At 35.2% G+C, this 22,761-nt stretch carries 20 protein-coding genes; 12 read left to right on the plus strand and 8 right to left on the minus strand.

What is annotated here, in order from left to right; all coding sequences use genetic code 11:
* The first annotated feature begins 40 nt into the window (after positions 1-40).
* Positions 41-463, plus strand: a complete 423-nt coding sequence (locus tag ACHRWY_RS14505; protein ID WP_395355575.1) for a helix-turn-helix domain-containing protein — start codon at positions 41-43, stop codon at positions 461-463.
* A gap of 68 nt (positions 464-531) precedes the next feature.
* Here ACHRWY_RS14505 and ACHRWY_RS14510 read toward each other — a convergent pair whose 3' ends face one another.
* A complete protein-coding gene (locus ACHRWY_RS14510; RefSeq protein WP_395355577.1) occupies positions 532-1,008 on the minus strand; it encodes a GNAT family N-acetyltransferase in 477 nt (158 codons plus the stop codon).
* 237 nt (positions 1,009-1,245) lie between these two features.
* Here ACHRWY_RS14510 and ACHRWY_RS14515 point away from each other — a divergent pair, with 237 nt between their 5' ends.
* From ACHRWY_RS14515 to map, 3 genes are read left to right on the plus strand one after another with little or no spacing between them, the layout of a single operon-like run.
* The gene (locus tag ACHRWY_RS14515; RefSeq protein WP_395355579.1) at positions 1,246-1,524 is read left to right on the plus strand and encodes a Sir2 family NAD-dependent protein deacetylase; all 279 of its coding nucleotides are present in this window, start codon (positions 1,246-1,248) and stop codon (positions 1,522-1,524) included.
* Between the two features lie 45 nt (positions 1,525-1,569).
* Entirely contained in the window at positions 1,570-2,097 is a 528-nt protein-coding gene (locus tag ACHRWY_RS14520; protein WP_395355581.1) for a DUF6985 domain-containing protein, read from the plus strand.
* A 37-nt stretch (positions 2,098-2,134) separates the two neighbouring features.
* A complete protein-coding gene (gene map, locus ACHRWY_RS14525; RefSeq protein ID WP_395355583.1) occupies positions 2,135-2,899 on the plus strand; it encodes a type I methionyl aminopeptidase in 765 nt (254 codons plus the stop codon).
* Positions 2,900-3,091: 192 nt separating this feature from the next.
* Here map and ACHRWY_RS14530 read toward each other — a convergent pair whose 3' ends face one another.
* Complete coding sequence (locus ACHRWY_RS14530; RefSeq protein WP_395355584.1) at positions 3,092-4,072, minus strand: aldo/keto reductase; 981 nt, start codon at positions 4,070-4,072, stop codon at positions 3,092-3,094.
* A gap of 189 nt (positions 4,073-4,261) precedes the next feature.
* Between ACHRWY_RS14530 and ACHRWY_RS14535 the strand changes: the two genes are divergently transcribed.
* From ACHRWY_RS14535 to ACHRWY_RS14545, 3 genes are all read left to right on the plus strand, one after another.
* Positions 4,262-5,158: a helix-turn-helix domain-containing protein gene (locus tag ACHRWY_RS14535; protein ID WP_395355586.1), complete on the plus strand. Its 897-nt coding sequence runs from the start codon at positions 4,262-4,264 to the stop codon at positions 5,156-5,158.
* Between the two features lie 19 nt (positions 5,159-5,177).
* Positions 5,178-6,758, plus strand: coding sequence for a Na+/H+ antiporter (locus ACHRWY_RS14540; RefSeq protein WP_395355588.1), 1,581 nt, complete (start codon positions 5,178-5,180; stop codon positions 6,756-6,758).
* Positions 6,759-7,052: 294 nt separating this feature from the next.
* Positions 7,053-8,519 (plus strand): glycoside hydrolase family 130 protein, encoded by a 1,467-nt coding sequence (locus tag ACHRWY_RS14545; protein ID WP_395355589.1) that lies wholly within the window; start codon positions 7,053-7,055, stop codon positions 8,517-8,519.
* Between the two features lie 90 nt (positions 8,520-8,609).
* Here ACHRWY_RS14545 and ACHRWY_RS14550 read toward each other — a convergent pair whose 3' ends face one another.
* Together ACHRWY_RS14550 and ACHRWY_RS14555 are read right to left on the minus strand one after the other, a co-directional pair.
* Complete coding sequence (locus tag ACHRWY_RS14550) at positions 8,610-9,386, minus strand: TIGR03915 family putative DNA repair protein (RefSeq protein WP_395355591.1); 777 nt, start codon at positions 9,384-9,386, stop codon at positions 8,610-8,612.
* Between the two features lie 4 nt (positions 9,387-9,390).
* On the minus strand, positions 9,391-10,650 hold the full coding sequence (locus ACHRWY_RS14555; protein WP_395355593.1) for a putative DNA modification/repair radical SAM protein: 1,260 nt from the start codon (positions 10,648-10,650) through the stop codon (positions 9,391-9,393).
* A gap of 397 nt (positions 10,651-11,047) precedes the next feature.
* Between ACHRWY_RS14555 and ACHRWY_RS14560 the strand changes: the two genes are divergently transcribed.
* The 5 genes from ACHRWY_RS14560 (at position 11,048) to ACHRWY_RS14580 (ending at position 14,163) form a co-directional block, all read left to right on the plus strand.
* Positions 11,048-11,431, plus strand: coding sequence for a hypothetical protein (locus ACHRWY_RS14560; protein WP_395355595.1), 384 nt, complete (start codon positions 11,048-11,050; stop codon positions 11,429-11,431).
* A gap of 357 nt (positions 11,432-11,788) precedes the next feature.
* Positions 11,789-12,352 (plus strand): DUF6642 family protein, encoded by a 564-nt coding sequence (locus tag ACHRWY_RS14565; protein WP_395355752.1) that lies wholly within the window; start codon positions 11,789-11,791, stop codon positions 12,350-12,352.
* A gap of 3 nt (positions 12,353-12,355) precedes the next feature.
* Positions 12,356-13,276, plus strand: coding sequence for a helix-turn-helix domain-containing protein (locus tag ACHRWY_RS14570; RefSeq protein WP_395355596.1), 921 nt, complete (start codon positions 12,356-12,358; stop codon positions 13,274-13,276).
* A gap of 70 nt (positions 13,277-13,346) precedes the next feature.
* Positions 13,347-13,547 carry a hypothetical protein gene (locus ACHRWY_RS14575; RefSeq protein ID WP_395355597.1) on the plus strand — a complete coding sequence of 67 codons (201 nt, stop codon included), beginning with the start codon at positions 13,347-13,349 and terminating at the stop codon, positions 13,545-13,547.
* A 43-nt stretch (positions 13,548-13,590) separates the two neighbouring features.
* The gene (locus tag ACHRWY_RS14580; RefSeq protein ID WP_395355598.1) at positions 13,591-14,163 is read left to right on the plus strand and encodes a pentapeptide repeat-containing protein; all 573 of its coding nucleotides are present in this window, start codon (positions 13,591-13,593) and stop codon (positions 14,161-14,163) included.
* A gap of 76 nt (positions 14,164-14,239) precedes the next feature.
* Here the strand turns inward: ACHRWY_RS14580 and ACHRWY_RS14585 are convergent, their stop codons facing one another.
* From ACHRWY_RS14585 to ACHRWY_RS14600, 4 genes are all read right to left on the minus strand, one after another.
* On the minus strand, positions 14,240-15,814 hold the full coding sequence (locus ACHRWY_RS14585; RefSeq protein ID WP_395355600.1) for a DUF4957 domain-containing protein: 1,575 nt from the start codon (positions 15,812-15,814) through the stop codon (positions 14,240-14,242).
* Positions 15,815-15,842: 28 nt separating this feature from the next.
* Entirely contained in the window at positions 15,843-17,642 is a 1,800-nt protein-coding gene (locus ACHRWY_RS14590) for a RagB/SusD family nutrient uptake outer membrane protein (RefSeq protein ID WP_395355602.1), read from the minus strand.
* Between the two features lie 17 nt (positions 17,643-17,659).
* On the minus strand, positions 17,660-20,902 hold the full coding sequence (locus tag ACHRWY_RS14595; protein WP_395355604.1) for a SusC/RagA family TonB-linked outer membrane protein: 3,243 nt from the start codon (positions 20,900-20,902) through the stop codon (positions 17,660-17,662).
* Positions 20,903-21,536: 634 nt separating this feature from the next.
* Positions 21,537-22,703 carry an MFS transporter gene (locus tag ACHRWY_RS14600; protein WP_395355606.1) on the minus strand — a complete coding sequence of 389 codons (1,167 nt, stop codon included), beginning with the start codon at positions 22,701-22,703 and terminating at the stop codon, positions 21,537-21,539.
* Positions 22,704-22,761: the final 58 nt, after the last annotated feature.

Consider the following 22,761-nt stretch of genomic DNA (forward strand, 5'->3'; position numbering starts at 1 on the left):
AACCAGAAAAATTTTAAAGAATTTTAAATATCTTTGAACTATGAGCACACTATCAAAACCATATCATATAGGGCGAAAAATTAGCCGTATTCGTGAACTGAAAGACATGAAGCAAGAAGCTTTGGCACAAGCTTTAGGAACATCTCAACAAACTGTATCTGCCATAGAGAACAGCGAAACTATTGATGATGAAAAACTTGCAGAAGTTGCAAAAGCACTTGGTGTAACAGTAGAAGCTATTAAGAATTTTTCTGAAGAAAGTATGATTAGTTATTTTAATACTTTTAATGATAACAGCATCGCTAATGGTCTAGTTAACAATACAAATTCAAATAATTGTACTTTCAATCCACTAGATAAACTTGTAGAATCTTTTGAAGAAAACAAAAAACTTTACGAACGTTTACTGCAGGCTGAAAAAGATAAAATCGAATATTTAGAAAAATTATTACAAGGAAAATAATCTTCTATAAAGTATATTAAATTACAAAAGAGACTATCAAGTCTCTTTTTGCTGTTTTAGAAAGTTATTTAACCAATATCGCAGCGCATTGTCGTTACTATTTTTTTGAAACCTGCTTTTTCGTACGCTTTCACTGCAGATTCATTTTCATCATATACCTGTAATCTCACCTCTGTTATTCCCTGAGACAGAATCCATTTTTTAAGAGCATCAAGTAATAAGCCGCTAATCCCCTTTCCTCTAAATTCCGGGCTTACAAACATAAAGCCAAGATATCCAAATACTTCGTGTTTTTCGTATGGTTTTGCAGATCGAATTTGCGCGTAACCACTTCCAATAATTTCATTGTTGCTTTCGACAACCATAATTTCTGTTGCCTTATCCAATATCAATTCCTGTATATCATAATAGAATATTTCACCCTCTTTTAGTGTTGGATCAAATGGTCGTTCTGCATCAACAAGAATCTGCAGGAATTGGGCAAGCGTTGGCAAATCAGCGTTGACAGCCGGCCTGATCGTTATGTTTTTACTATCTTTAGTCATATTTCAAATATATCAAAATACTTTTGATTCAATAAAAAAAGCATTTAGAAAATTCATTTTTTGCTTTTGCAAATGGTGTCCTTAATTCTGGTCGAAAATAATTAATTTTGAATTTAATAATTTACTTTCAAATTCTTAAAGACAACGCTATTTGCTCTTTTATTAAACAAAAATCAAAGTATAGAAGAACAACTTTATGAAATAATAAAGAAGGTTTATGATAAAAACAACCGAAATTTGTTCACCTTTTTGACCGGTGCCGGAATTTCTGCTGATAGCGGAATACCGACTTACAGAGGAATAGATGGTATATGGATAAAAGGAACTCAGTTTCATAAACCGGAGGAATTTGGAACTTATAAATATTTTAAAGAACACCCGGAAGAGGTTTGGCAGTATTCCCTTTTTAGAAAAAAAATGTTTGAAAGCGCGAAACCCAATGAAAGTCATCAAAAATATCCTGATGGAAATATTGTAATTGACTCAGGTGCATTGGTAATTTATGTTGAGAAATAAAAACATTTAAATAATTTTGAAGCAAATTAAAAAGATGACTTTATAATGAAAACAGGCGAAACGTATGAAGAATGGCACAGACGAGAATTTCCAAGTCAATATGTTTGGGAGAATTATTCGTATCCTGAATTTGGAAATAGTGACGATCAATTAGTGTGTCAATTGCCTATTCATATCTTCGGGTCTAATAATTGTCAGTTGGTAATTGATAACCTGGAACTTTCGCAAAATCATAAAATAACTATCGATTATATAGTAGCTAATCAAGAATCTTTTATTGAAGATATTAGAGAGCAAGTCTTTGAATATTATACCTTTTTGTGGAATGATTATTTAAATGAATTTGAAGACGAAATTAAATATCCAAATCCGCAAATAAATAAAAGTACAATTATAGACGGAATGATTAAACCATCAGAAATTTATATGGCAGGCACAATCGAGGAAGGATATTTTGGTATTTGTTTTAGAAGTACTTTTGAGGGCGATCATGGACTTGGGATTGAATTTAGAAACTATAAAGTAAAAAACGTAGGTGCCGGAGAAGTTGGTTTTAGTTTGTATTCAGATTAAAATTTTAAACGGCAAAAAAATTAAAAAAACATAACTTATGTCAATAAAACAAGAGTCAGAATTAATAGGAATGCAAAAGGTCAGTGAAGCTGTGGCTTATACTTTGAAAGAAATGAGAAACTTTGCCAAAGCAGGAATGACGACAAAGGAATTAGACGATTATGGCGGAAAAATCCTGAACGAATTAGGTGCGAAATCGGCTCCTTATTTAACCTATGGTTTTCCGGGATGGACTTGCATTAGTGTGAACAATGAATTTTGCCACGGAATCCCATCAGATAAAAGAATCCTTAACGAAGGGGATTTAATCAACATTGATGTTTCGGCAGAACTGGATGGTTTCTGGTCAGATAACGGAGGTTCGTTTGTAATTGGCGAAGATGTAAACGGACATCAAAAACTGGTTGACGCTTCAAAAGATATTTTACAAAAAGCAATAGACAATATAAAAGGCGGCGTAAAGATTTCCGAGATAGGATATCTTATCGAAACCGAAGCCAAAAAAAGAGGTTACAAAGTGATCAAAAATCTGGGCGGACACGGTATTGGCAGAAGCTTACACGAACAACCGGATGAATTATTAAACTATAAAAACCGATTTGATCAAAGACGTTTTAAGAAAGATTCTGTTGTAGCAATTGAAACTTTTATAGCAACATCTTCCTCTATTGCGGTAGAACTCAAGGACGGCTGGACGATGGTAGGCAACAAAGGCGGACATATGGCACAACACGAACATACGATTGTGGTTACGAACGGCAAACCTATCATTTTGACAGAAATGAACGGAATCTGGAATTAACAGATTCTAAAACGATACTAAAAAACAATTTAACACATAGAAACATAGGTTATAGAAATGTAAAAAGAGGATAAAAAAGAAACTAGTTTCTTCAAACATAGCTATGTTTGTTAATGCTAGTGAAACGCCTTTATAACTTTGCAAAATCTATGTTTCTATGTGTTAAAATAATTATACCAAGTTTTTTGGTTTTTATTTGTCTACCGATTTTTGCAATTGTGCAGGATATCGATCTCCTTGTATGGTGGTTTGGGCAAAAGCATCATCAATTTTTTTAATATCTTCTACCGATAGTTTAATTGAGGCTCCACCAATATTTTCTGTTAGTCGGTGCGATTTTGTTGTTCCCGGAATTGGCGCGATCCAAGGTTTTTGTGCCAATAACCAACCCAATGCAATTTGTGCAGGAGTGGCCTGTTTTTGAGAAGCAATGACAGATAGTAAGTCCACTAATTTTTGATTGGCTTTTCTGTTTTCTTCACTAAAACGAGGTAACGAATTTCTAAAATCGGTCGCTTCAAAACTCGTACTTTCGGTAATTGCACCCGTTAGAAATCCTCTTCCTAAAGGACTAAACGGTACAAAACCAATTCCCAATTCTTCTAGTGCTGGTAAAATTTCCAATTCAGGTTCTCTCCACCAAATCGAATATTCACTTTGCAAAGCAGATACAGGCTGAACGGCATGTGCTTTTCGAATAGAACTTACACCCGCTTCAGACATTCCAAAATATTTCACTTTTCCTTCTTGTATCAAATCTTTTACCGTTCCGGCTACATCTTCAATCGGTACATTTTGATCTACTCTGTGTTGGTAAAATAAATCAATAACATCGGTTTTCATACGTCTTAAAGATTCTTCGGCCACTGCTCTTATATTTTCCGGTCGGCTATCTTGTCCGTTAAACGCCTGTCCGTCTTTAAAACCAAATTTGGTCGCAATAACTACTTCTTTTCTAAACGGGCTTAAAGCCTCTCCTACCAATTCTTCATTGGCAATGCCATACGCTTCGGCGGTATCAAAAAAAGTAATGCCCTGTTCATACGCTTCTCTGATTATTTTGATAGCATGCTGTTTTTCGATTTGGGCACCATAAGCAAAACTTAATCCCATACAACCTAAGCCCAGTGCAGAAACTTCTAAACCCTGAGTTCCTAATATTCTCTTTTCCATAATTTTTTTTTAAAATAGTGACATGATATGTTGACTATCATTTTTAATACTACAAATTTCCCCCAATAATTTCAGCTGTCTATAATACATATTACTGCTTTTCTAACCATTTTTACTGATTTGCATAATCACGCTAAGTTATTAAAAATCTGAGTAGTATATTTGTGTATATAATTTCACAGACGCATCATGGATCCTATCATAAAACTCGAAAAAGTGACACAGTACAATCAGTTAAAAGATGTTGAAACCCAGCATCCTTTAATAAGTGTTTTTGATAATTCTAATAGTAAAGCACTACCCAATCATACCCGCATACACTTTAGCTTTTATGCTATATTTTTAAAAGCCGGAAATTGCGGCGAACTAAAATACGGGCGTAACAATTACGATTACGATGATGGTACAATGGTTTTCGTAGCACCCGGACAATTACTTGAGGTTAATAATACAGACAATTATAAATCTACAGGTTTAACATTACTTTTTCATCCTGATCTGATAAAGGGAACTTCATTGGCTAAAAATATAAACCAATATTCTTTCTTTTCTTATGATTCGCACGAAGCACTTCATTTATCTTTAAAGGAACAGCAGATCATTAGAGATTTATTTAGTAAATTAGAATATGAATTAAGCCTGTCTATTGATAAACACAGCAAAAACATTATAAGTAATAATATAGAGCTGCTTTTAAATTATTGTGTTCGCTTTTATGACAGACAATTTATCACCAGAGAAAATATCAATACTGATGTTTTATCGAAATTTGAGAATTTGTTAAACGAATATTTCCTGTCTGAAATTGCAAAAGATTCAGGATTGCCTTCTGTGGGCTATTTTGCAGATCGTTTGCATCTTTCTGCTAATTATTTTGGAGATTTAATCAAAAAAGAAACGGGCAAATCGGCTCAGGAGCACATTCAGTTAAAATTAATTGCCTTAGCTAAAGAACGAATTTTTGATACTGATAAGTCGGTAAGCCAAATAGCATTTGAACTGGGTTTTAAATATCCCCAGCATTTTAACCGAATGTTTAAAAAGAATACCGGCTACACGCCAGTTGAATACAGAAGTTTAAACTAAAAATCCATAAACCAAAAGAATGCTTGAGAAATTCCCTTTTTATTTAGGTCTGTTAGTTGTTATTTTGTTACTGATTATGTTGGCTAACAAAATAAAAGTAGCGTATCCAATATTATTAGTATTGGCTGGACTGGCTATCAGTTTTATTCCAAAAGTCCCCTTAATACAAATCGAACCCAATCTAATATTCTTTATATTTCTGCCGCCTTTATTGTACGAAGCGGCCTGGACTGTTTCATGGAAAGAAATGTGGCGCTGGCGGCGCATTATTACCAGTTTTGCCTTTGTAGTTGTTTTTGTCTCTGCACTCTCTGTAGCATTAGTCGCCAATTATATGATACCCGGCTTTTCATTAGCTTTAGGCTTTGTTTTGGGCGGAATTGTATCGCCTCCGGATGCCGTAAGTGCCGGCGCTATTTTGAAATTTGTAAAAGTACCCAAAACTATTTCGTCTATTTTAGAAGGCGAAAGTTTACTTAATGATGCTTCGTCCTTAATTATTTTCAGATTTGCGATGATTGCCGTAGCAACTGAGCAATTTATATTTTATAAAGCTGCAGTAAGTTTTAGCTGGATGATTTTTGGCGGAGTTGGAATTGGCTTATTAATTGGCTGGCTTTTTATGAAAGCCCATAAATATTTGCCCACAGATGCCAATGTCGATATTGTTTTGTCCTTACTGACACCCTATATTATTTATCTCGCTGCTGAACAAGTTCATAGTTCAGGTGTACTGGCAGTAGTATGTGGCGGATTATTATTGTCTAATAACCGACACCGATTTTTGAGCAGTAAATCTCGTTTGCAGGGTGTGAATGTTTGGCAAAGCCTCTGTTTTATCCTGAATGGTTTTGTGTTTATGCTGATTGGTCTAGATTTACCACAAATTACAAACGGACTTAAAGTAGAAGATGTCAGCATCCCGACAGCAATTGGATATGGCGTTCTGATAACATTTGTTTTAATTATCAGCAGAATTTTATCTTCTTACGGTGCTGTTGTCGTTACGCTTATTGCGCGAAATTTTATTACCGTTGCCGACAACAGAAATCCCGGTTATAAAACGCCGTTTATATTGGGCTGGACCGGAATGAGAGGCGTTGTATCATTAGCCGCCGCCCTGTCTATACCCGTTTATCTGAATAATGGTAATGGTTTTCCGCAACGAAATCTTATTTTGTTTATCACTTTTATTGTCATTCTTTTAACTCTGGTAATTCAGGGATTAACATTACCTTATTTTATCAGAAAAATCAAACTAACCGATATTTATGATCCGATACCGCGAGATGAAGCTTATAATATCGTTCGTACAGAACTCGCAGAATTTGCCTTACACTATTTAAAGACAAATTATGAGGACCAGTCAAAAAACAATCCTTCTTTGCAACAGCTCATTCAAAAATGGGAACAGCAAATTAACGGAGTTGATGACGAAGCTATAAGTGCAGATCTTAAGGAAATTTATCTAGACCTGTTAAATCAGCAGCGGGAGTGGTTACGAAATAAAAACAAACAAGATCAAACTTTAGACGAGTCGGTTATTCGAAAACAAATGCATTATTTAGATATCGAAGAAGAGAAACTGCGATACATTTAAAAAAGGGTTTAGCAAAGAAGGAACTCCCTTTATTATCATTAAATTTATTTGCTTCCTTTTAAGAAGGACTACTAAAAGAGTCATAAAAACAAGGATTGGCAGTGAATTTAATCAAAATAAAGTTTTTTTTAGTTATCAAAATCACTAACTTGTTATAGAATTAAAATTTATTTACCGTATAAATGTTGTTTCAAACCTATGTTTTTTTCGGCATTTTGCTAAAAGAATTGTAACTAAAGTATTTTACCAAGAAGTAAAATCGTACCTAATTTCTTGTAATTAAAAAATAAAACTATGCGCGTATCTGTCATCCGAAAAAATATAAAGTTTACCCCTGATTCCAGAAGAGTTGTTGCCCGATATTTTGTTAATGGCGACGAACGAACCCAACAAATGGTAGGCCGGATAATGATGCTGGACGAAAAACAAGTATTAGAAACCCTAGAACAAACACTTCGCGAGTTTGCCAGACGCCACCGAAATATTTCTTCCATATTTTTTAAACATTGCGAAAAAATAAGACCTATAATCGAAGGAATGCAAATTGATTATGAAGCTTTGTCACTTGATCGAAAAATGCTTATTGGTTCTTATTGTACTATGGAATATGCAATAGAATCTGCCGCAATTTTTAATCCTTCCATAATAGAAGACTTTGATCAGTCCGGTTTGGAGTTGGGCGAAAAGCGCGTTATTATTTCTTTTCGGGCAACGGGCGAAGGTCATATTTCATCGATTGTTTTCAGAAGAGGGATTCTCGATAAAGACAATAACCTGCAAGTAATGAAAATTGGTCATAATATAGACAAGGCAGAGATTGAGCATAAAACCTTATTCAACAAAGAGCGATTTTTATTGAAATTATCTGAAATGCATACTCAGGACAAATATATCGCCCAAATCATGCAGGATTTGCCAAATGAATTTGAGTTTGCTGTTTTAAAAAGTATGGCAAATACAGCTTTAAGCGATCCTTCAATTCGTCAGGAAAGAAGAACCGCACTCGAAGAGATTATCTGGCTGGCCGACTCTTTTTACGATTTACAATTCAAACACGACTCTGATATCACCGAGCGTGTTATATTTCCAATCTCGGAGTCCGAAAGTCGCGGTATTGAGGATGCCCGTTTTGTTCGCTTTGTCGACGATGATGACTCGCCACGTGTTATGGCAACTTATACAGCTTACAATGGTCACGCCATACTTCCTAAACTTATCTCTACAGAAGATTTTTATACTTTTAGAGTAATGCCTTTGCATGGCGTTGGTGCTCAGAACAAAAACCTGGCCCTGTTTCCAAGAAAAATAAAAGGCAAATATGCGATGCTTGCCCGAATCGATGGTGTTAACAATTACATTATGTATTCTGACCGGGTTACACAATGGAACACGCCAATCCTTTTGCAAGAACCGCGTTATACATGGGAGTTAACCCAAATTGGAAATTGCGGGTCACCTCTTTGGACAGCAGAGGGCTGGCTTGTGATTACACATGGAGTGGGAACTATGAGACGTTATTGTATTGGCGCCTCATTATTTGACCTTGACGATCCATCGAAAGAAATTGGCAGACTAAGTGAACCCTTGCTTTCGCCACTAGAAGACGAAAGAGAAGGTTATGTGCCTAATGTGGTATATTCCTGTGGGGCAATAATTCATAACAACAGTCTTATTTTACCGTATGCTGTATCGGATTATTCTTCTACTTATGCTGTAGTGGATATGGTAGAATTGATAGATGCTTTGAAAAAAAGCAAGTAATACATAAAGAAGCCATCTTAGTAAGATGGCTTCTTTGTTTAGAATAAATTTTGGTACAAGTAATTTTTCTGCCAATTCAACTTTATCAACTTATTTTTTAATGTTGGGGATTTTCTCTGTCAAATTTTTCCAATATCGTTTTGGCATGTGCTGGAGATGAAGTTTTGTGTTTTTTCTTGATTCAATGTTTACGCTCCTGAAATAATTACGCCACAGGTCCTGGAAAAATTCTTCTTCGGGATCGTTTATCTCAGCTAAAAATTTTGATGAGGTTGTATTCGTATCAAACTGCAACTCCACGGTTGCCGTATTTTCAAGATCGTAGTAAATGCCATATTTACGTTTGGCATCATATATTAACCAACGCTGATCTGCGTAACGGTTTTTAAAATGATTTTCTATAATGGGCAAAACATCGCAATCGGGCTCAACGATTGCATAATACAATTGGTCTTTTGTCAATTTAAACCGAACAAATGCTTCCATCCGATGTGCCTCTTTTCCGGTTAACCGAATTGCTTTTCGCAAATCCAGAACATCGGTATTGCCAAAATCTTCTTCAACATTTCGTGAACTGGATAATACATATTGCACATATCGAAACATAATTTCTTCAATCGTATGGGTTTCAGATAAAAAGGCATGATAGAGACCCTGAAACCCGTTTTTAGAAAGGCGTTTTTTTAATCCGTTTAAAACACGTTTTACTTTTGCTTCATCTGTAATTACAACGTGATCGGTTGCAAAAAGCAAATCGGCAGGAGCGTTGTTTTGGGCAAAAACAATATCCTGCAGTTTGTATTCGTAAATTTCAAATACCGCTGTCACCCAGCCTTCATAAGTACCATCGTAAATTACTTGTGTCATTAGATTAAAATAAAGCCAGCTGATTAGAAAAATTATTCTTGTATTTACTGTTCTGAGCCTTTAAAATATGATCTTTGATTTGTATTGAAGTTAAATCTTTTTGTAACTGAAATGGCGTTGCAAAAGCCAGAAAATATTTGGCCCGACTATAAGCAATACCTAATTTTTGTAAATCCTGAGGTTGCAACTTTTTAAATTGTCTCGCCGATACAATTTTTTTTGCACTCAAAAATCCGATTCCCGGAATACGCTGAATCAATTCTAAATCGGCAGTATTAATATCAACCGGAAATTGATTTAAATTACGTAAAGCCCAGCCTAATTTCGGGTCGATATCCAGATCAAGATTAGGCTGATCAAACCCCACAATTTCATTTACATTAAATCCGTAAAAACGAATTAACCAATCGGCCTGATACAAACGGTTTTCCCGAATCATAGGTACCGGAGTTCCTATTGCCGGAAGGCGATTGTCATAACTTATGGGTACATATCCGGAATAATAAACGCGTCGCATGTTCATTTGCTCATAAAAATAATTGGCCATGCCCAAAATCTCAAGATCATTTTCTTTGGTAGCACCAATCACCATTTGTGTACTTTGACCTGCGGGGGCAAAAACCGGTGCTTTATAATTGAGCTTTTTTTCTTCTTTATGGCCCGTGATTTCTTTTTTTAGATATTCCATCGGTTTAATTACATCGATGTGATTCTTATCTGGTGCAAGCAATTTAAGGCTTTGCTCGGTTGGCATTTCGACATTTACGCTTAAGCGGTCAGCGTACATTCCCGCTTGCTGCAGCAATTCGTCACTGGCACCGGGAATTGCTTTAAGATGGATATAACCATTAAAATTTTCCTCCAGTCGCAATTTCTTTGCAATCCGCACCAAACGCTCCATCGTATAATCAGGATTATCAAAAATGCCCGAACTTAAAAACAATCCTTCGATATAATTTCTTCTGTAAAAACCAATGGTGAGATCTACAACTTCCTGTACCGTAAAAGCCGCCCTTTTTACATCATTGCTTTTTCGGCTCACACAATAAGCACAGTCAAAAATGCAATGATTGGTTAGTAAAATTTTCAGCAAAGAAACACAACGCCCGTCTTCAGTATAAGCGTGACAAATTCCATAACCCGAAGAATCTCCCAAACCTTTGTCTTTGTTCTTTCGATTACTTTGTCCTGATGAACAGGAAACATCATATTTTGCAGCATCGGCTAAGATTGCCAATTTCTCCATTACTCTTTCGTGCACCATCCTGAGCTATTTTTTTGTTTTTGGAATGAAAATTCATCTCATCAAAACTACTCAATTGAGGTAAAAAAGTACAGAATCTCACTGTTCTAAATTGTATCAATTTTTAGTTCTGCCCCCTTCAGACTGATTATTCTTTGGTAAAAAACAAAAAAAAAAGAATCATTAAAAAACAGGTTCATTACTGCTGGCTATCCTTTCTTTTTCCTTTTTATTAAGAATTTAAATTCAAAAACAGGTATTTATACGTAGTGCTTTTAATATTAAAAAAGCGATTTTTGTTTCAAAATGAGGAAACACGTAAATTATTCCTAATAAAAGAACTTAATTTAGCTAAATAAAAAATCAAATTTCTTAAAAAAACAATTATTACTCATCTAACCATAAAAAAAAACAAACCATGAAAAAACTTTGGTGTTGGCGTTGCAAGATGGAAGTTCCGATGCTGAATACAGAAGAATATCTAGTAGCCTCTAAACTCTATCGCGATGGTTTCGAAAAAGGAAAGTGTAGTATGACCAGGTCGCAGCGTTTTAAAGAGCTTCTTGATTATTATCACGATTTAACGGGAGTTAAATTAACCAACCCTAATGCCATCATGCACCATAGAATTGATTTGTATGGTCCGCCCTGCGAAAGTTGCTCTAAACCGTACAGAACTTCAAAAGCTTCTTTTTGTGCCTCCTGCGGACATAAAAGGGTGTCCACCGTAATTAATTATACTGAAACTCTCGAAAAACCAAAATGGTGGCAAAAAATACTCACATTAAGCACATTAGATTAGTTTGCAGCATTCTATTTTGAATCACGGTGCTTTTCAGGGTTTCTTTCGCAAATTCCAGGAATCTATCGACAAAGGGTTTAATAAAAAAGCCAAACATTTATTTAAAGTTTTTTCTTTGTTTGATATAAGCAAAAGTTGAAATATTTAAAATCGTAATAAAAAATAGCATATCATATTTAATTCCTTTTTTAGAAAGCTAAAAAGGGATTATTTTGTTTTACAGCGACAGTAAAACATTTCTTCAATGTCAAAAATGCGTTAAAAAACTTTCTGTATAACGGTTTTTCCACAATAAAAAATACTTTTGTGAGAAAGGAAAAAACCAAACACTTATTTGCAATCAGAAAATATAGCGATATGGATTACGAAAAATTCATCTTCTGCCTCGAAGGCGTTCCGGACGTAGACAACGACAATGCAACACAAGTAGTAAAAAACTTAGAAGAAATTGCTATTGATCAGGGTATTTCCAGTATTTATAAAACCTGTGACACCATAGAAGGCCTTGAAGAAAGTTTAAATGTACTGCTTTATGAAGATCATAATTTTAAGGATTATGAGATCATTTACTTAGTAATGCCAGGCGAATCCAACAACATTTGTCTTCATGATTATTATTACAGCCTTGAAGAAATCGCGGAACTTTTTGAAGGAAAAATGAAAGGAAAAATTATACATTTTGCCAATTTAAAAGTATTGGATTTAAACGAGGATGAAGCACAGTATTTCTTAGACATTACGGGCGCCCGTGCTATTTCCGGTTACGGATCTTCGTATAACCAAATTGCCAGTTGCAGCACAATCGACAAAGCCTTTTTTAGTTTATATCAGGAAAATGATGACCTTATAGAAGTTGTTGAAGAATTGTACCAGAAACATTATGCCTTGTGCAAATTGCTCGATTTTAGATTGTATTATTAAGACATGAAAGGTAAAACAATTGAAAAGGTAAAAACTTACGAAGCAAAAGGATTCCGGGAGAAGTTTTTGGGTGAGGACAATCCTGTACATTTGCTTTTTAAATCAAATTCAGATCACTTTTTTTGTTTAAAAATGGATGAAATAATGGGCTTGCAATATCCTGTTCCTCCTTCTAAACACAGTTGCCACACTTTACTTTTTATCACATCCGGCAGTCATACCATGAAAGTAGGATACCAGGAATATGAAACTGTTTCTAATGAAATTATTGTGGTTCCGGCGGGTCAGGTTTTTTCCATAAAAAATATTAACAGTTCGCATACCGGTTATGTCTGTCAGTTTCATCCCGATATATTAATTGGAAAATATGCTAATCGCGAAATATTGAATGATTTTGATTTTTTAAAAATATCCGGAAATCCAAAAGTTAGTTTATCAGCGCATGATGCGGCATCAATTGTTGCGATCTTAAATCGGCTGCAAACAGAATACTCAGAAACTGAAACTGCAAATCTGAATATTGTACAAGCCTATTTAATTGCCCTGTTTTATGAGATCAATAAAAATACGGTAAAAACTTCTAAAAATCTGTCGGCAGCAGAAATCCTTACCGGTAAATTCAGGGAATTAATTCATCAGAATATCAAAACCTATCATCAGGTTAATTATTATGCCTCTTTACTAAACGTGACACCCAATCATTTAAACAAATCTGTTAAGGCGGTCACAAACAAAACAGCTGCATCATGGATTGATGAAACCATTTTATTAGAAGCTAAATATTTACTCTTTCAAACTTCACTTTCTGTAAGTGAAATTGCCATGCAGGTGGGGCACGAAGATCATTCTTACTTTAGTCGTTTTTTCAAAAAAAATGAAGGTATCACACCTATTCAATATCGAAAATTGATTGATAAGTCCTAATTATTGATTACAGAATCCTATTAACTCCAAAAGCATTTTCTGAAATTTGCCTTGTAAAAAAAAGCAAATTATGATTTATGTTTTTAAAACAACTGTTGATTCAAAATCGAAATTAGAGTTCGCCAATGCATTACTTCAGGAAGTATTACCTGATGCTTTATGGAATTTTGACCTGGAAGATTGTGATAACATTTTGAGAATTGAATGTGAAGCCGAAATAACCGAAGTCGCATTAAAAAATGATATTTTCGATTGTATCGAATTAGAATAAATCGCCTTTACACACCTCTTTTTTTAAACCTCAACTTAGCATTATGGACACTGCGCTGCATCAAAACAAAACATTTGATACTATTGACTATTCAGATCAAAAACTATCAGACAATGAATTTGTAAACTGTGAATTTATCAATTGCAATTTCTCTAAAAGTGATTTTAGTTATATCGATTTTTTAGATTGTACTTTTAAAAACTGCAATATTTCACTGGCAGCCCTTAAGGGCACAGGTCTAAAGAATATTACATTTATTGGCTGTAAATTAATGGGATTGGATTTTAGTTCGGGTAATAGTTTTTTGTTTGCAATGAACTTTCAGGATTGCCTTCTGGACTATTCCACTTTTATATATAAAAAATTAAAGAAAACCAATTTCATTGACTGCTCCCTAAAAGATGTTGATTTCTCGAATACCGATTTGTCTTTGGCTGTTTTTAAAAACTGTGATCTTGCCAACGCTACTTTTCAGGATTGTATTTTAGAAAAAACCGATTTCAGGTCTTCACGAAATTATGCTTTCGATCCGTCTGAAAATAAAATCAAAAAAACCAGAGTGTCTCATGCCGCACTTGCCGGATTGCTTGAAAAATTTGATTTGGATATAGAGTAAGTTATTATAACGGATTTTATTTATAAAAAAAAAGGGATGCAAAAACCTGCATCCCTTTTTTTAACTTAAAAATGAACTATTGTCTCCAACGTGGATCTCCCACTTTGTTATCAATTAGTGTTTGATTTTTGATCGTAAAATTACCGCCCGCTGCATTCACAAATTGTGGGTCTAATGCAGTTCCGCCTGTATCAGGTCTATTATTCGCCAATGCACCAGCAGTGCTGTTTAAATTAGGCGAATTAAAATAATTGTTATTTGCAAAAGTTGGGTTTGCAGTAACAGCTTCTCTCGTGTATGGAGCAGGTGTGTTTGCAAACAATGTATTTCGAACGGCTATTACATTAGTAACAAAACGTGTGTATAAAATTGAATTGGCAGCAGTACCTAACATATTTGGGTTAGAGATTGTACAGCTGTCAATTAATATATTGGTGGTTAAACCGGTAAGACCGGCATCCATACGAATAAAGTATCTTGCAGTCGCACAATTATTAAAAGTACTGTTTTTAAGAGTAAGTTGTGCCAGTTGAGAACCTCTTACATCAATAAATTCACCACCAGTTGTTAATACATTTGTAACAACAGTATTTTCTACAATGACAGAAGTAATTTTAGCAGCAGCCAGATTAGCACTAATCAATGATACACCAAAGTCATGAATATTACAGCCACTTATTAAAAGAGCACCGTACGTTACACTGTTATCATTATATTTAATAACTGAAACTGCGGCTCCGGCAGCGCCTTTATCTCCTTTTAAATCCAGATCTATCAAACTAACATTAGCTGCTCCGGTTGCCATTACAAAGTTTACATGAAGTTTTGGTGTGTTATAGCTTCGTAATCCTCTTAATGTAATTGCTTTATTTAATGTAATTGCTCCAGTCTGATTTGCAGCTGTATAATCGCCAGGCTCTAAAACCAGTATAGCACCAGCTGCTGCATCGGCAATTTTTTGTAATAAGTCGTCTGTATTTTTAACTAAAATACCCGTTCCAATATCAATTCCGGTTGTAAAAGTAATTACACCTCTTTTCTTAGCTCCGTTAAGCAAAGTGGCTGTGTATGCCGTTTCTGCCGTTAACCCGCTTACTACCGCAACTCCTGCTGTTTTTTCTGCCGGAGTTATAACGTGAGTAATACCACCCGGTGCAACGGTAATTTGCGTTACATTACTATTAGGGGTCCATCTTAAAGTTACTTGTTTGGCTTCGATATCTACTGCTTGTACAGGCAGGAATAACTGCTCAGATAAAGTTGTTGCCGTTATTACTGACCATTTAGAATCCGTCAATCCCGGTGTAACTGCTTTTACTCGAATTGAATACGTCGTTTCCCCCTCTAATGAAACCAATATTGGCAATTGACTTGGAGTTACCTCAATGGTTTTATAAATGGTTTTGAATTCGGTGTCATCTGCACTTAATTCTACGACAAATTTATTTTCACCTTCTTTTACTGTCCATGCCAACTCCACAAAAGTTTGATTTCTAACTTTTGCCGTTAGTCCAATAGGAGAAAATTCCTGTGTGTTCCCTATACCATCCAATAGTGGCTCATTATAACTTTCACAACTTGTATTAGCGAAAATAAGTGTTAGCAGTACTGTGGCTATTAATCCTTTTAATATATCTATTTTTTTCATCATAATAACTTTATTAATTTTTTATAAGATCTTAATAACCGTAATCGTTTTTCAATTGACCATTACTTCCATCAATAAATACTTGCCATATTGGCCAGAATTGTCTGTTATCAGGGTTAATACCTGGTTTGTACAATGAATTTATCTTAGCATCTGCGGCGGTTCCTGTCCATGTCCAGGCAGCAGATGAATATAGCACTCCCGGATTTGTTGTTTCCCCCCTGTTTAATCCATAGATATCAAGAGATACATTATCTGCTTTAAACTTATAGTACAAAGTGGTTGGTACATCTGCATATTCACCTGTGCGAGCTGATAAATTTGTCATTTTTTGTTTTGCCTGATCTAATTTTACTTTCAGCAAATTCCAACGAATAAGTGCTTGTTTACGTTCCATTTCTCCGGTAAACTCAAATTTATTTTCTTCAACAAGAGCATTGAACATCGCTTCTTTACTGGTTAAAGCATTTACATAATTATCTACTTTTATCGTCTGAGCAGTAGGGAATGCTCTTCTGCGAATTTCTTTTAAATAAGGTGCAGCTGCACCAGGACCTTCTAATTCGTTAGCTGTTTCAGCAGCAATAAGAAGCACCTCAGCATAACGCATGTACATTTTATTAACTCCGTCATCATTGGTAGAAGTCACATAACGCTTCATCCACTCGTAACGATATTTACCAAAATACCAGGTATCCAGCGTATTTAATTCTTGTTTCGCAATATTATTAACTGCTGCACCATATTTGTAAGGTACACAAGTAACATCTCTACGGGCATCAATCTGGTCATAATCATAAAAAACAAATGGTAACGGACCTGCTACACCGCCACGGTTAGCTCCATTGGCCTGAAACTGATCACTAGCAGCAGTGTGTTTTACAGCAAAAGTAAACAACATCCTACCACGGCCATCAGCGAAAGGAAGTTCCCAAAGAGATTCTCCTCCGGCAGTAGTATTTTCCTCATTGTATTTTCTCCATAGGCCTTCAAAAGTAGATTCCAGACGCGCAGCACCACTTTGGATCACTTCACGGGATTCTTTTAATGCCAATGCATACATATTACCAACCGAAAGTTCCGGATCAGTACTTCTTCTTACCGCGTCAGGATATTGTTGATAACCACTTGCTACCAAAGCCAGACGTGCTCTAAATGCTTTTACAAAAGCTTTATTTACGTGTTCTACAGTACTTGTATATGCCGTTTCGTTAGGCCATGCCACCAAAGTTGATGCTTCTCCTAAGTCTGCAATTAATTGTTTGTAAAGAATATCTCTACTTGATTTAGGCAAATATAAAGTTGCAGAAGTGATAGGTTCAAAACGAGCCGGAACATCACCCCATGCTTTAATTAGATCAGCATAGTAAATAGCTCTAAGTGTTAAAGCCTCTCCTAATAATTGCCCCATTTCTGTTCCCGGCAAGGGATTTCCATACTGACGTAAACCTTTAATACAAATATTAGCCCGTTCAATACCTGAGTACATCATTGAATAAGCATTATTGGTGGTATTCATCTCCGTATTACTTGGCTTTGCATCATAAACACACAAATCCGACTTATCTCCTGCCGTTTGCGAAGTACTATACCATTCTACATCCGTATTTAATCCGTAATAAGGTAAGAAACGCCCTCTGTAAGAGTTAGTTTCGGCAAATGGTACTTTTATTCCATCAATAGCTCCTTTAGCAAGTCCCGCTGTAGAGAAAATCACAGATGCATCTAATGTTGATTCTGCAGGTGCTTCTAAATAGTCATCTTCAAATTGTTGGCAAGAACTGAATAAACCAGAAATAATCAATCCCGCTATTATTATTTTATGTTTCATTTTGTAGTAATTTAAAATTAGAAATTAAGATTCATTCCAAAAACCATTTGTCTGCTTCTTGGATAAGGACTTGAATCAACTCCAGGTGTAAGTGGCGTTTTTCTTTTTGTAGACACTTCCGGATCAGAACCCGAGTAGTTAGTCCAAACAAAAACATTGGTTCCGGTCAGATAAAATCTCAATTTAGAAACTCCAAGTTTAGATGTAAACATCTGTGGGGCTGTATACCCTAATGTTAAAGTATTCAATCTTAAAAAAGATGCATCCTCAACTGCCCAATCAGTAAGTATAGCACTTCTCATATAAGGAGACCACATCGTTGTATTGGCATTAAGAGCTGCTAATGCAGTAGGATCTGTTACTAACTGACCTGAAACAGGATCTAAATTCGTCCATCTCTGTCCGTCGGCCATAGTAGAATTCAAATTTTTGTACTTCCCTGAAGCAGTAGCTGTCGAAAATTCAACTTTATCAGCATTATATACGTCATTCCCAATACTCCAGTTAAAAGCTGCCATTAAATCGAATCCATAAGCATTTCCGTTAATAATAAAACCACCATAACTTTTTGGATTAACATTCCCAATAATTGTTTTATCATTTATATCTACTTTACCATCTCCATTAACATCTTTCAATTTCATATCTCCGGGTTTAAGAGAACTTCCGTCTCCAACTAAAGAAGTAGAAGTACTCATTACGCCACTTTTTAAAGTATATTTTCCTCCGGCATAATCAAAGTCCGAAACTTCATATCTTCCATCATTTTTATAACCGTACATAGAACCTAGTGATGAACCAACCTCTACCAGATAATCATCTCCAATTTGTGAAGAAGCCCAACCTGTAGCTACTCCAAAATTATTCATAACACCTAATGAGTTAATACGATTTTTGTTTATTCCCATATTGAATGAAAAATTCAATCCGTATTTGGCTTTATCGATTGCAACAACATTTATAGTAGCCTCGAAACCTGTATTTTGTGTTTGACCCATATTACGATATTGATAATCGTATCCGGATCCTGGAACTAGAAAATTAATTAATAGATCACTCGTAACATTCTTATACACATCAAAAGTACCGCTCAGGCGATTTCTGAAAAACCCAAAATCCAAACCAACGTTTTGAGTAACTGTTGTTTCCCATTTCAAATCAGGATTAGGCATTGTTTTCGAAGGTGCCCAAACGCTGGTAACCCCATTAATCCATGTTGTGGGTGTAGATTGAAAAATTTGAATTTGCTGTCCTACAGGTATGTTATTATTTCCTGCTTCACCATAACTCGCTCTTACTTTTAAAAGATCTAACCAGGTTTTACCCTTCAGGAAATTCTCTTCAGAAATTTTCCATCCTGCTGCAAAGGCCGGGAAGTATCCCCAACGATTCTCTTTTAAAAATTTACTTGATCCATCTGCACGAAATGTAGCAGTTAATAAATAACGATTTTTGTAGTCATAATTGGCGCGGCCAAAAAACGACAATAATTTGTCATCAGGGCTGTAGTAATTATCTACTGATTGTGGTGTTCCTTGTGTTGTTAATTTTTTTGCCTGATCAAAATCAAAAAAAACAGGGTACCCATGAATAGTATTCGTTACCGTATTTGAATTGTAGGTAATGCTTTCTTCTCCTAAAAGAGCACTTAAATGATGATTTTCACCCATTATTTTTTTGAAATCATAATTCAGCGTATTAGCATTTCTAAAACGTCTGTCTTTAGTATCACTCATAATCATGGCAGGCATACCTTGCAATGGTCCTACCGGAGCATTAGCAATGTAATAAGTAGTTAATCCGTAAAAACGATAATCTAACGTGTTATAATTATCCAGACCTAAATCTACTTTCAATTTTAAATTATCTGCAAGCTCCCATCCAAAACTACCTAACATATTATAGTTCTTACGAAACTGTTGGCGATCATTATCAGAAACAGACGTTAAAGGATTTATCAATACATCTGAGCCATCTCCTGATGTATCCTCTGAAGTTAATCCTGCAACCGGAAGCGGCGCATAACCCACAATAGTACGCATACGTGAATCTGATGAAGATTTTTCATTTTGCTCATTTACACCACCGCCATCAATCTCAGTATCTGAATAACGCATCGTAAAAGCAACATCAATCTTATCATTTAATTTACTTTTTAAAGCAAGGGCAAGGTTATTTCTTTTATAATTGGAACCTATCATAATCGCCTTTTCATCATAGTGAGCAAAATTAAAATTATAATTAAGCTTATCAGTTCCTCCTCTAATTCCTAAATCACGGCTTTGTACCTCTCCTGTACGGCCAAAAATTTGTTTTTGCCAATCATCTCCCTTTAGCCCTTTGTACATATCGTGATCCTGCCAATTCCCAAAATATCTGGTATATGAAGATGGATCAGAAGCTACTTTTGTTCCGGTTTGAGAAAGCAAAGCATATTCGTATTGCCATTTCGTATAATCTTCAGGCGACAAAACATCGATTTCATTTGCCATCTTTTTCATACCATAAAACATGTTAAAATTTACTGCAATTTTACCATCTTTTCCACTTTTTGTTGTAATGATAATTACTCCATTTGCACCACGTGATCCGTATATTGCAGTCGAAGCAGCATCTTTTAAAACGGTCATGGAGTCAATATCAGATGAAGAAATATCGTTCATATTATTTATAGGAAACCCATCTACAATAATCAAAGGTGAAGCATCCTGAGTAAGCGAACCACCTCCACGAACCCTGATTCTGATATCTGCATCCGGAGAACCCTCTGATGAGGTCACCTGTACACCTGCAATTCGACCTGTTAAGGCTTCAGCGACATTTGCCACTGGCACTTTTTTCAGATCGTTACCCGAAATGGTAGACACGGCGCCTGTTAAGTCAGATTTTTTTGAAGTTCCATATCCAATTACAACAACTTCATTCAGGCTGTTAGAATCTTCAGTTAAAATAACATCAATTTTAGTTTTTCCGTCAACTCCTGCTTCTTTCGTTTTAAAACCAATAAAAGAGAAAGTTAACACTGCTTTAGGATTGCTGAGCTTTATTTTATAACGCCCGTCAAAATCTGTAGAAGTACCATTTTTTGTTCCTTTTTCTAATATATTAACACCAGGTAAAGTTAATCCTGCAGCATCTTTTACTGTTCCTTCAAGCGTTACAGTCTGTGCATTCATTTGATTGCTCATCAGTAAACACAGTAAGAAAACAACTGCAAAGCAACAGTTTGCTCCTTTGTTAAATAAATCTTTAAAATTCATGGTTGATTGTTTAAGTTATTAATTGTTTTTAAGTGGTTTTTTGTGGTTATTTCTCGATTATAACTTTTCTAAAATAATTGAAACCCTTAATTCCGGTTTTTAGAAATAATCTTTCGGCATTCAGGTACTCTTAATACCGAAATTTTAACACCTATTTTAAAGTTGTAATCGATTACACAAACATAAATATTTTTTTTAGATAAAAAATTAAAATTCATAAATATTTCCTAAAAAAAATAAAATATCAAAAATAAATCCCCTTTTTTATATGACATGTGTAATTTAAGTTCACTATAAATATTAAATATATTTTTAATATTTCATGATTTGTTGCGATTTTACAAAAAAAACAATCGATTACACTAAAACTAATTGCAGTATTATTAAGTGTTATTTCTACATTTAAAAACAGCTTCATTATCAAAAATTTTCATAATTAAGCTGTTAATTTTAAAGTGAGACAATCAAAATCAAAGCAGCCCTCTCAATTTCATGACACCATATTCTTACTAATAACAAATACAGCATACTACAAATAGAATTTGCAGCGAAAAAAGATCACAATTGCGCATAAAAAAGCCCTTAAACCAATTGGGTTTAAGGGCTAATCTTAATAAGGGATTTTATTAAATCATTAAGCGTGTTGCAGTTGCAAATTGCTTTTATGTTTTTGCATCAAAATAAACGTAATCACCATACCAATAACAGCCATGCCCAAACCAATAAGATTTGGAGACGCATAACTATATCCGGCAGCCAAAGGCAGTCCTCCTAAAAAGGCTCCCAGAGCATTTCCGATATTAAAACTCCCCTGAAGTGCCGCCGAAGCAATCATCTCAGCATCCTTAGCCGTTCTGATCATTAACATCTGAATAGGTGCAATAACAGAGAAAGAAATAGCTCCCGTTAAAAAAGTAAGGAACAGGGAAACATATTGATAAGAAGAAAACAGGTAAACCAAAATTAAATCAACAGACATTACAAACAGCAAAGCTAATACAGTAGGTGCCGGTGAGTATTTATCAGCCAGTTTCCCTCCCAGAAAATTCCCTACTACCATTCCCAAACCAGCCAGAATCAAAATATAAGAAACATCTTCGGCTGAAAATTTAGATACATTTATTAATAGCGGCGCTATATAACTTATCCAGGCAAACAAACCTCCAAACCCAATTGCGGTAATTCCGATAATTAACCAGGCTTCGGTCTTCTTAAAGAATTGTAATTGCGTTTTCATATTTACATCTCCGTTTTTCTCCAGATTGGGCATCCATAAAGAAATAAACAAAAAGGTCAGTAATCCCACAATAGCAATGAGTACAAAAGTATAACGCCAAATAAAATGATGTCCTATATAAGTACCAATAGGCACACCTATTAAATTGGCCAGGGTTAAACCCGAAAACATAATCGCAATAGCCTGTGCTTCTTTGCCCTTATCAGCCAAACGGCTTGCGACTACCGCTCCCACTCCAAAAAAGGCACCGTGCGGTAATCCTGAAAGAAATCTGGAGGCGAATAAAAAGTTATAAGTAGGTGCAATAATCGAAAGTGCATTAAAAACTGTTAACATCAACGCGAGAATTAAAAGCATCTTTTTTGGAGCAAGATTTCTTCCTAAGATGACTAATAAGGGGGCACCAATCACCACTCCAAGTGCATAAGCTGAAATTAAATATCCGGCAACCGGAATCGAAACTTTCATATCTGAGGCTATATCTGGCAACAAACCCATCATAACAAATTCGGTTATACCGATCGTTAAACCTCCTAATGAGAGTGCAATAAGACTTTTTTTCATTTGTTTTTACAAGAAAGGAATAGATTTTCTATGCTGCAAATTTAACACTGTCAGGCTC

The organism is Flavobacterium sp. FlaQc-48, from assembly GCF_044007335.1.
Taxonomy (GTDB): domain Bacteria; phylum Bacteroidota; class Bacteroidia; order Flavobacteriales; family Flavobacteriaceae; genus Flavobacterium.

What these genes read in the sequence shown, in the direction of transcription:
- ACHRWY_RS14505 (WP_395355575.1), top strand. Translation starts at nt 41, where the DNA reads ATGAGCACACTATCAAAACCATATCATATAGGGCGAAAAATTAGCCGT.
- ACHRWY_RS14510 (WP_395355577.1), bottom strand. Translation starts at nt 1,008, where the DNA reads ATGACTAAAGATAGTAAAAACATAACGATCAGGCCGGCTGTCAACGCT.
- ACHRWY_RS14520 (WP_395355581.1), top strand. Translation starts at nt 1,570, where the DNA reads ATGAAAACAGGCGAAACGTATGAAGAATGGCACAGACGAGAATTTCCA.
- map (WP_395355583.1), top strand. Translation starts at nt 2,135, where the DNA reads ATGTCAATAAAACAAGAGTCAGAATTAATAGGAATGCAAAAGGTCAGT.
- ACHRWY_RS14530 (WP_395355584.1), bottom strand. Translation starts at nt 4,072, where the DNA reads ATGGAAAAGAGAATATTAGGAACTCAGGGTTTAGAAGTTTCTGCACTG.
- ACHRWY_RS14535 (WP_395355586.1), top strand. Translation starts at nt 4,262, where the DNA reads ATGGATCCTATCATAAAACTCGAAAAAGTGACACAGTACAATCAGTTA.
- ACHRWY_RS14540 (WP_395355588.1), top strand. Translation starts at nt 5,178, where the DNA reads ATGCTTGAGAAATTCCCTTTTTATTTAGGTCTGTTAGTTGTTATTTTG.
- ACHRWY_RS14545 (WP_395355589.1), top strand. Translation starts at nt 7,053, where the DNA reads ATGCGCGTATCTGTCATCCGAAAAAATATAAAGTTTACCCCTGATTCC.
- ACHRWY_RS14550 (WP_395355591.1), bottom strand. Translation starts at nt 9,386, where the DNA reads ATGACACAAGTAATTTACGATGGTACTTATGAAGGCTGGGTGACAGCG.
- ACHRWY_RS14555 (WP_395355593.1), bottom strand. Translation starts at nt 10,650, where the DNA reads ATGGTGCACGAAAGAGTAATGGAGAAATTGGCAATCTTAGCCGATGCT.
- ACHRWY_RS14560 (WP_395355595.1), top strand. Translation starts at nt 11,048, where the DNA reads ATGAAAAAACTTTGGTGTTGGCGTTGCAAGATGGAAGTTCCGATGCTG.
- ACHRWY_RS14565 (WP_395355752.1), top strand. Translation starts at nt 11,789, where the DNA reads ATGGATTACGAAAAATTCATCTTCTGCCTCGAAGGCGTTCCGGACGTA.
- ACHRWY_RS14570 (WP_395355596.1), top strand. Translation starts at nt 12,356, where the DNA reads ATGAAAGGTAAAACAATTGAAAAGGTAAAAACTTACGAAGCAAAAGGA.
- ACHRWY_RS14575 (WP_395355597.1), top strand. Translation starts at nt 13,347, where the DNA reads ATGATTTATGTTTTTAAAACAACTGTTGATTCAAAATCGAAATTAGAG.
- ACHRWY_RS14580 (WP_395355598.1), top strand. Translation starts at nt 13,591, where the DNA reads ATGGACACTGCGCTGCATCAAAACAAAACATTTGATACTATTGACTAT.
- ACHRWY_RS14585 (WP_395355600.1), bottom strand. Translation starts at nt 15,814, where the DNA reads ATGATGAAAAAAATAGATATATTAAAAGGATTAATAGCCACAGTACTG.
- ACHRWY_RS14590 (WP_395355602.1), bottom strand. Translation starts at nt 17,642, where the DNA reads ATGAAACATAAAATAATAATAGCGGGATTGATTATTTCTGGTTTATTC.
- ACHRWY_RS14595 (WP_395355604.1), bottom strand. Translation starts at nt 20,902, where the DNA reads ATGAATTTTAAAGATTTATTTAACAAAGGAGCAAACTGTTGCTTTGCA.
- ACHRWY_RS14600 (WP_395355606.1), bottom strand. Translation starts at nt 22,703, where the DNA reads ATGAAAAAAAGTCTTATTGCACTCTCATTAGGAGGTTTAACGATCGGT.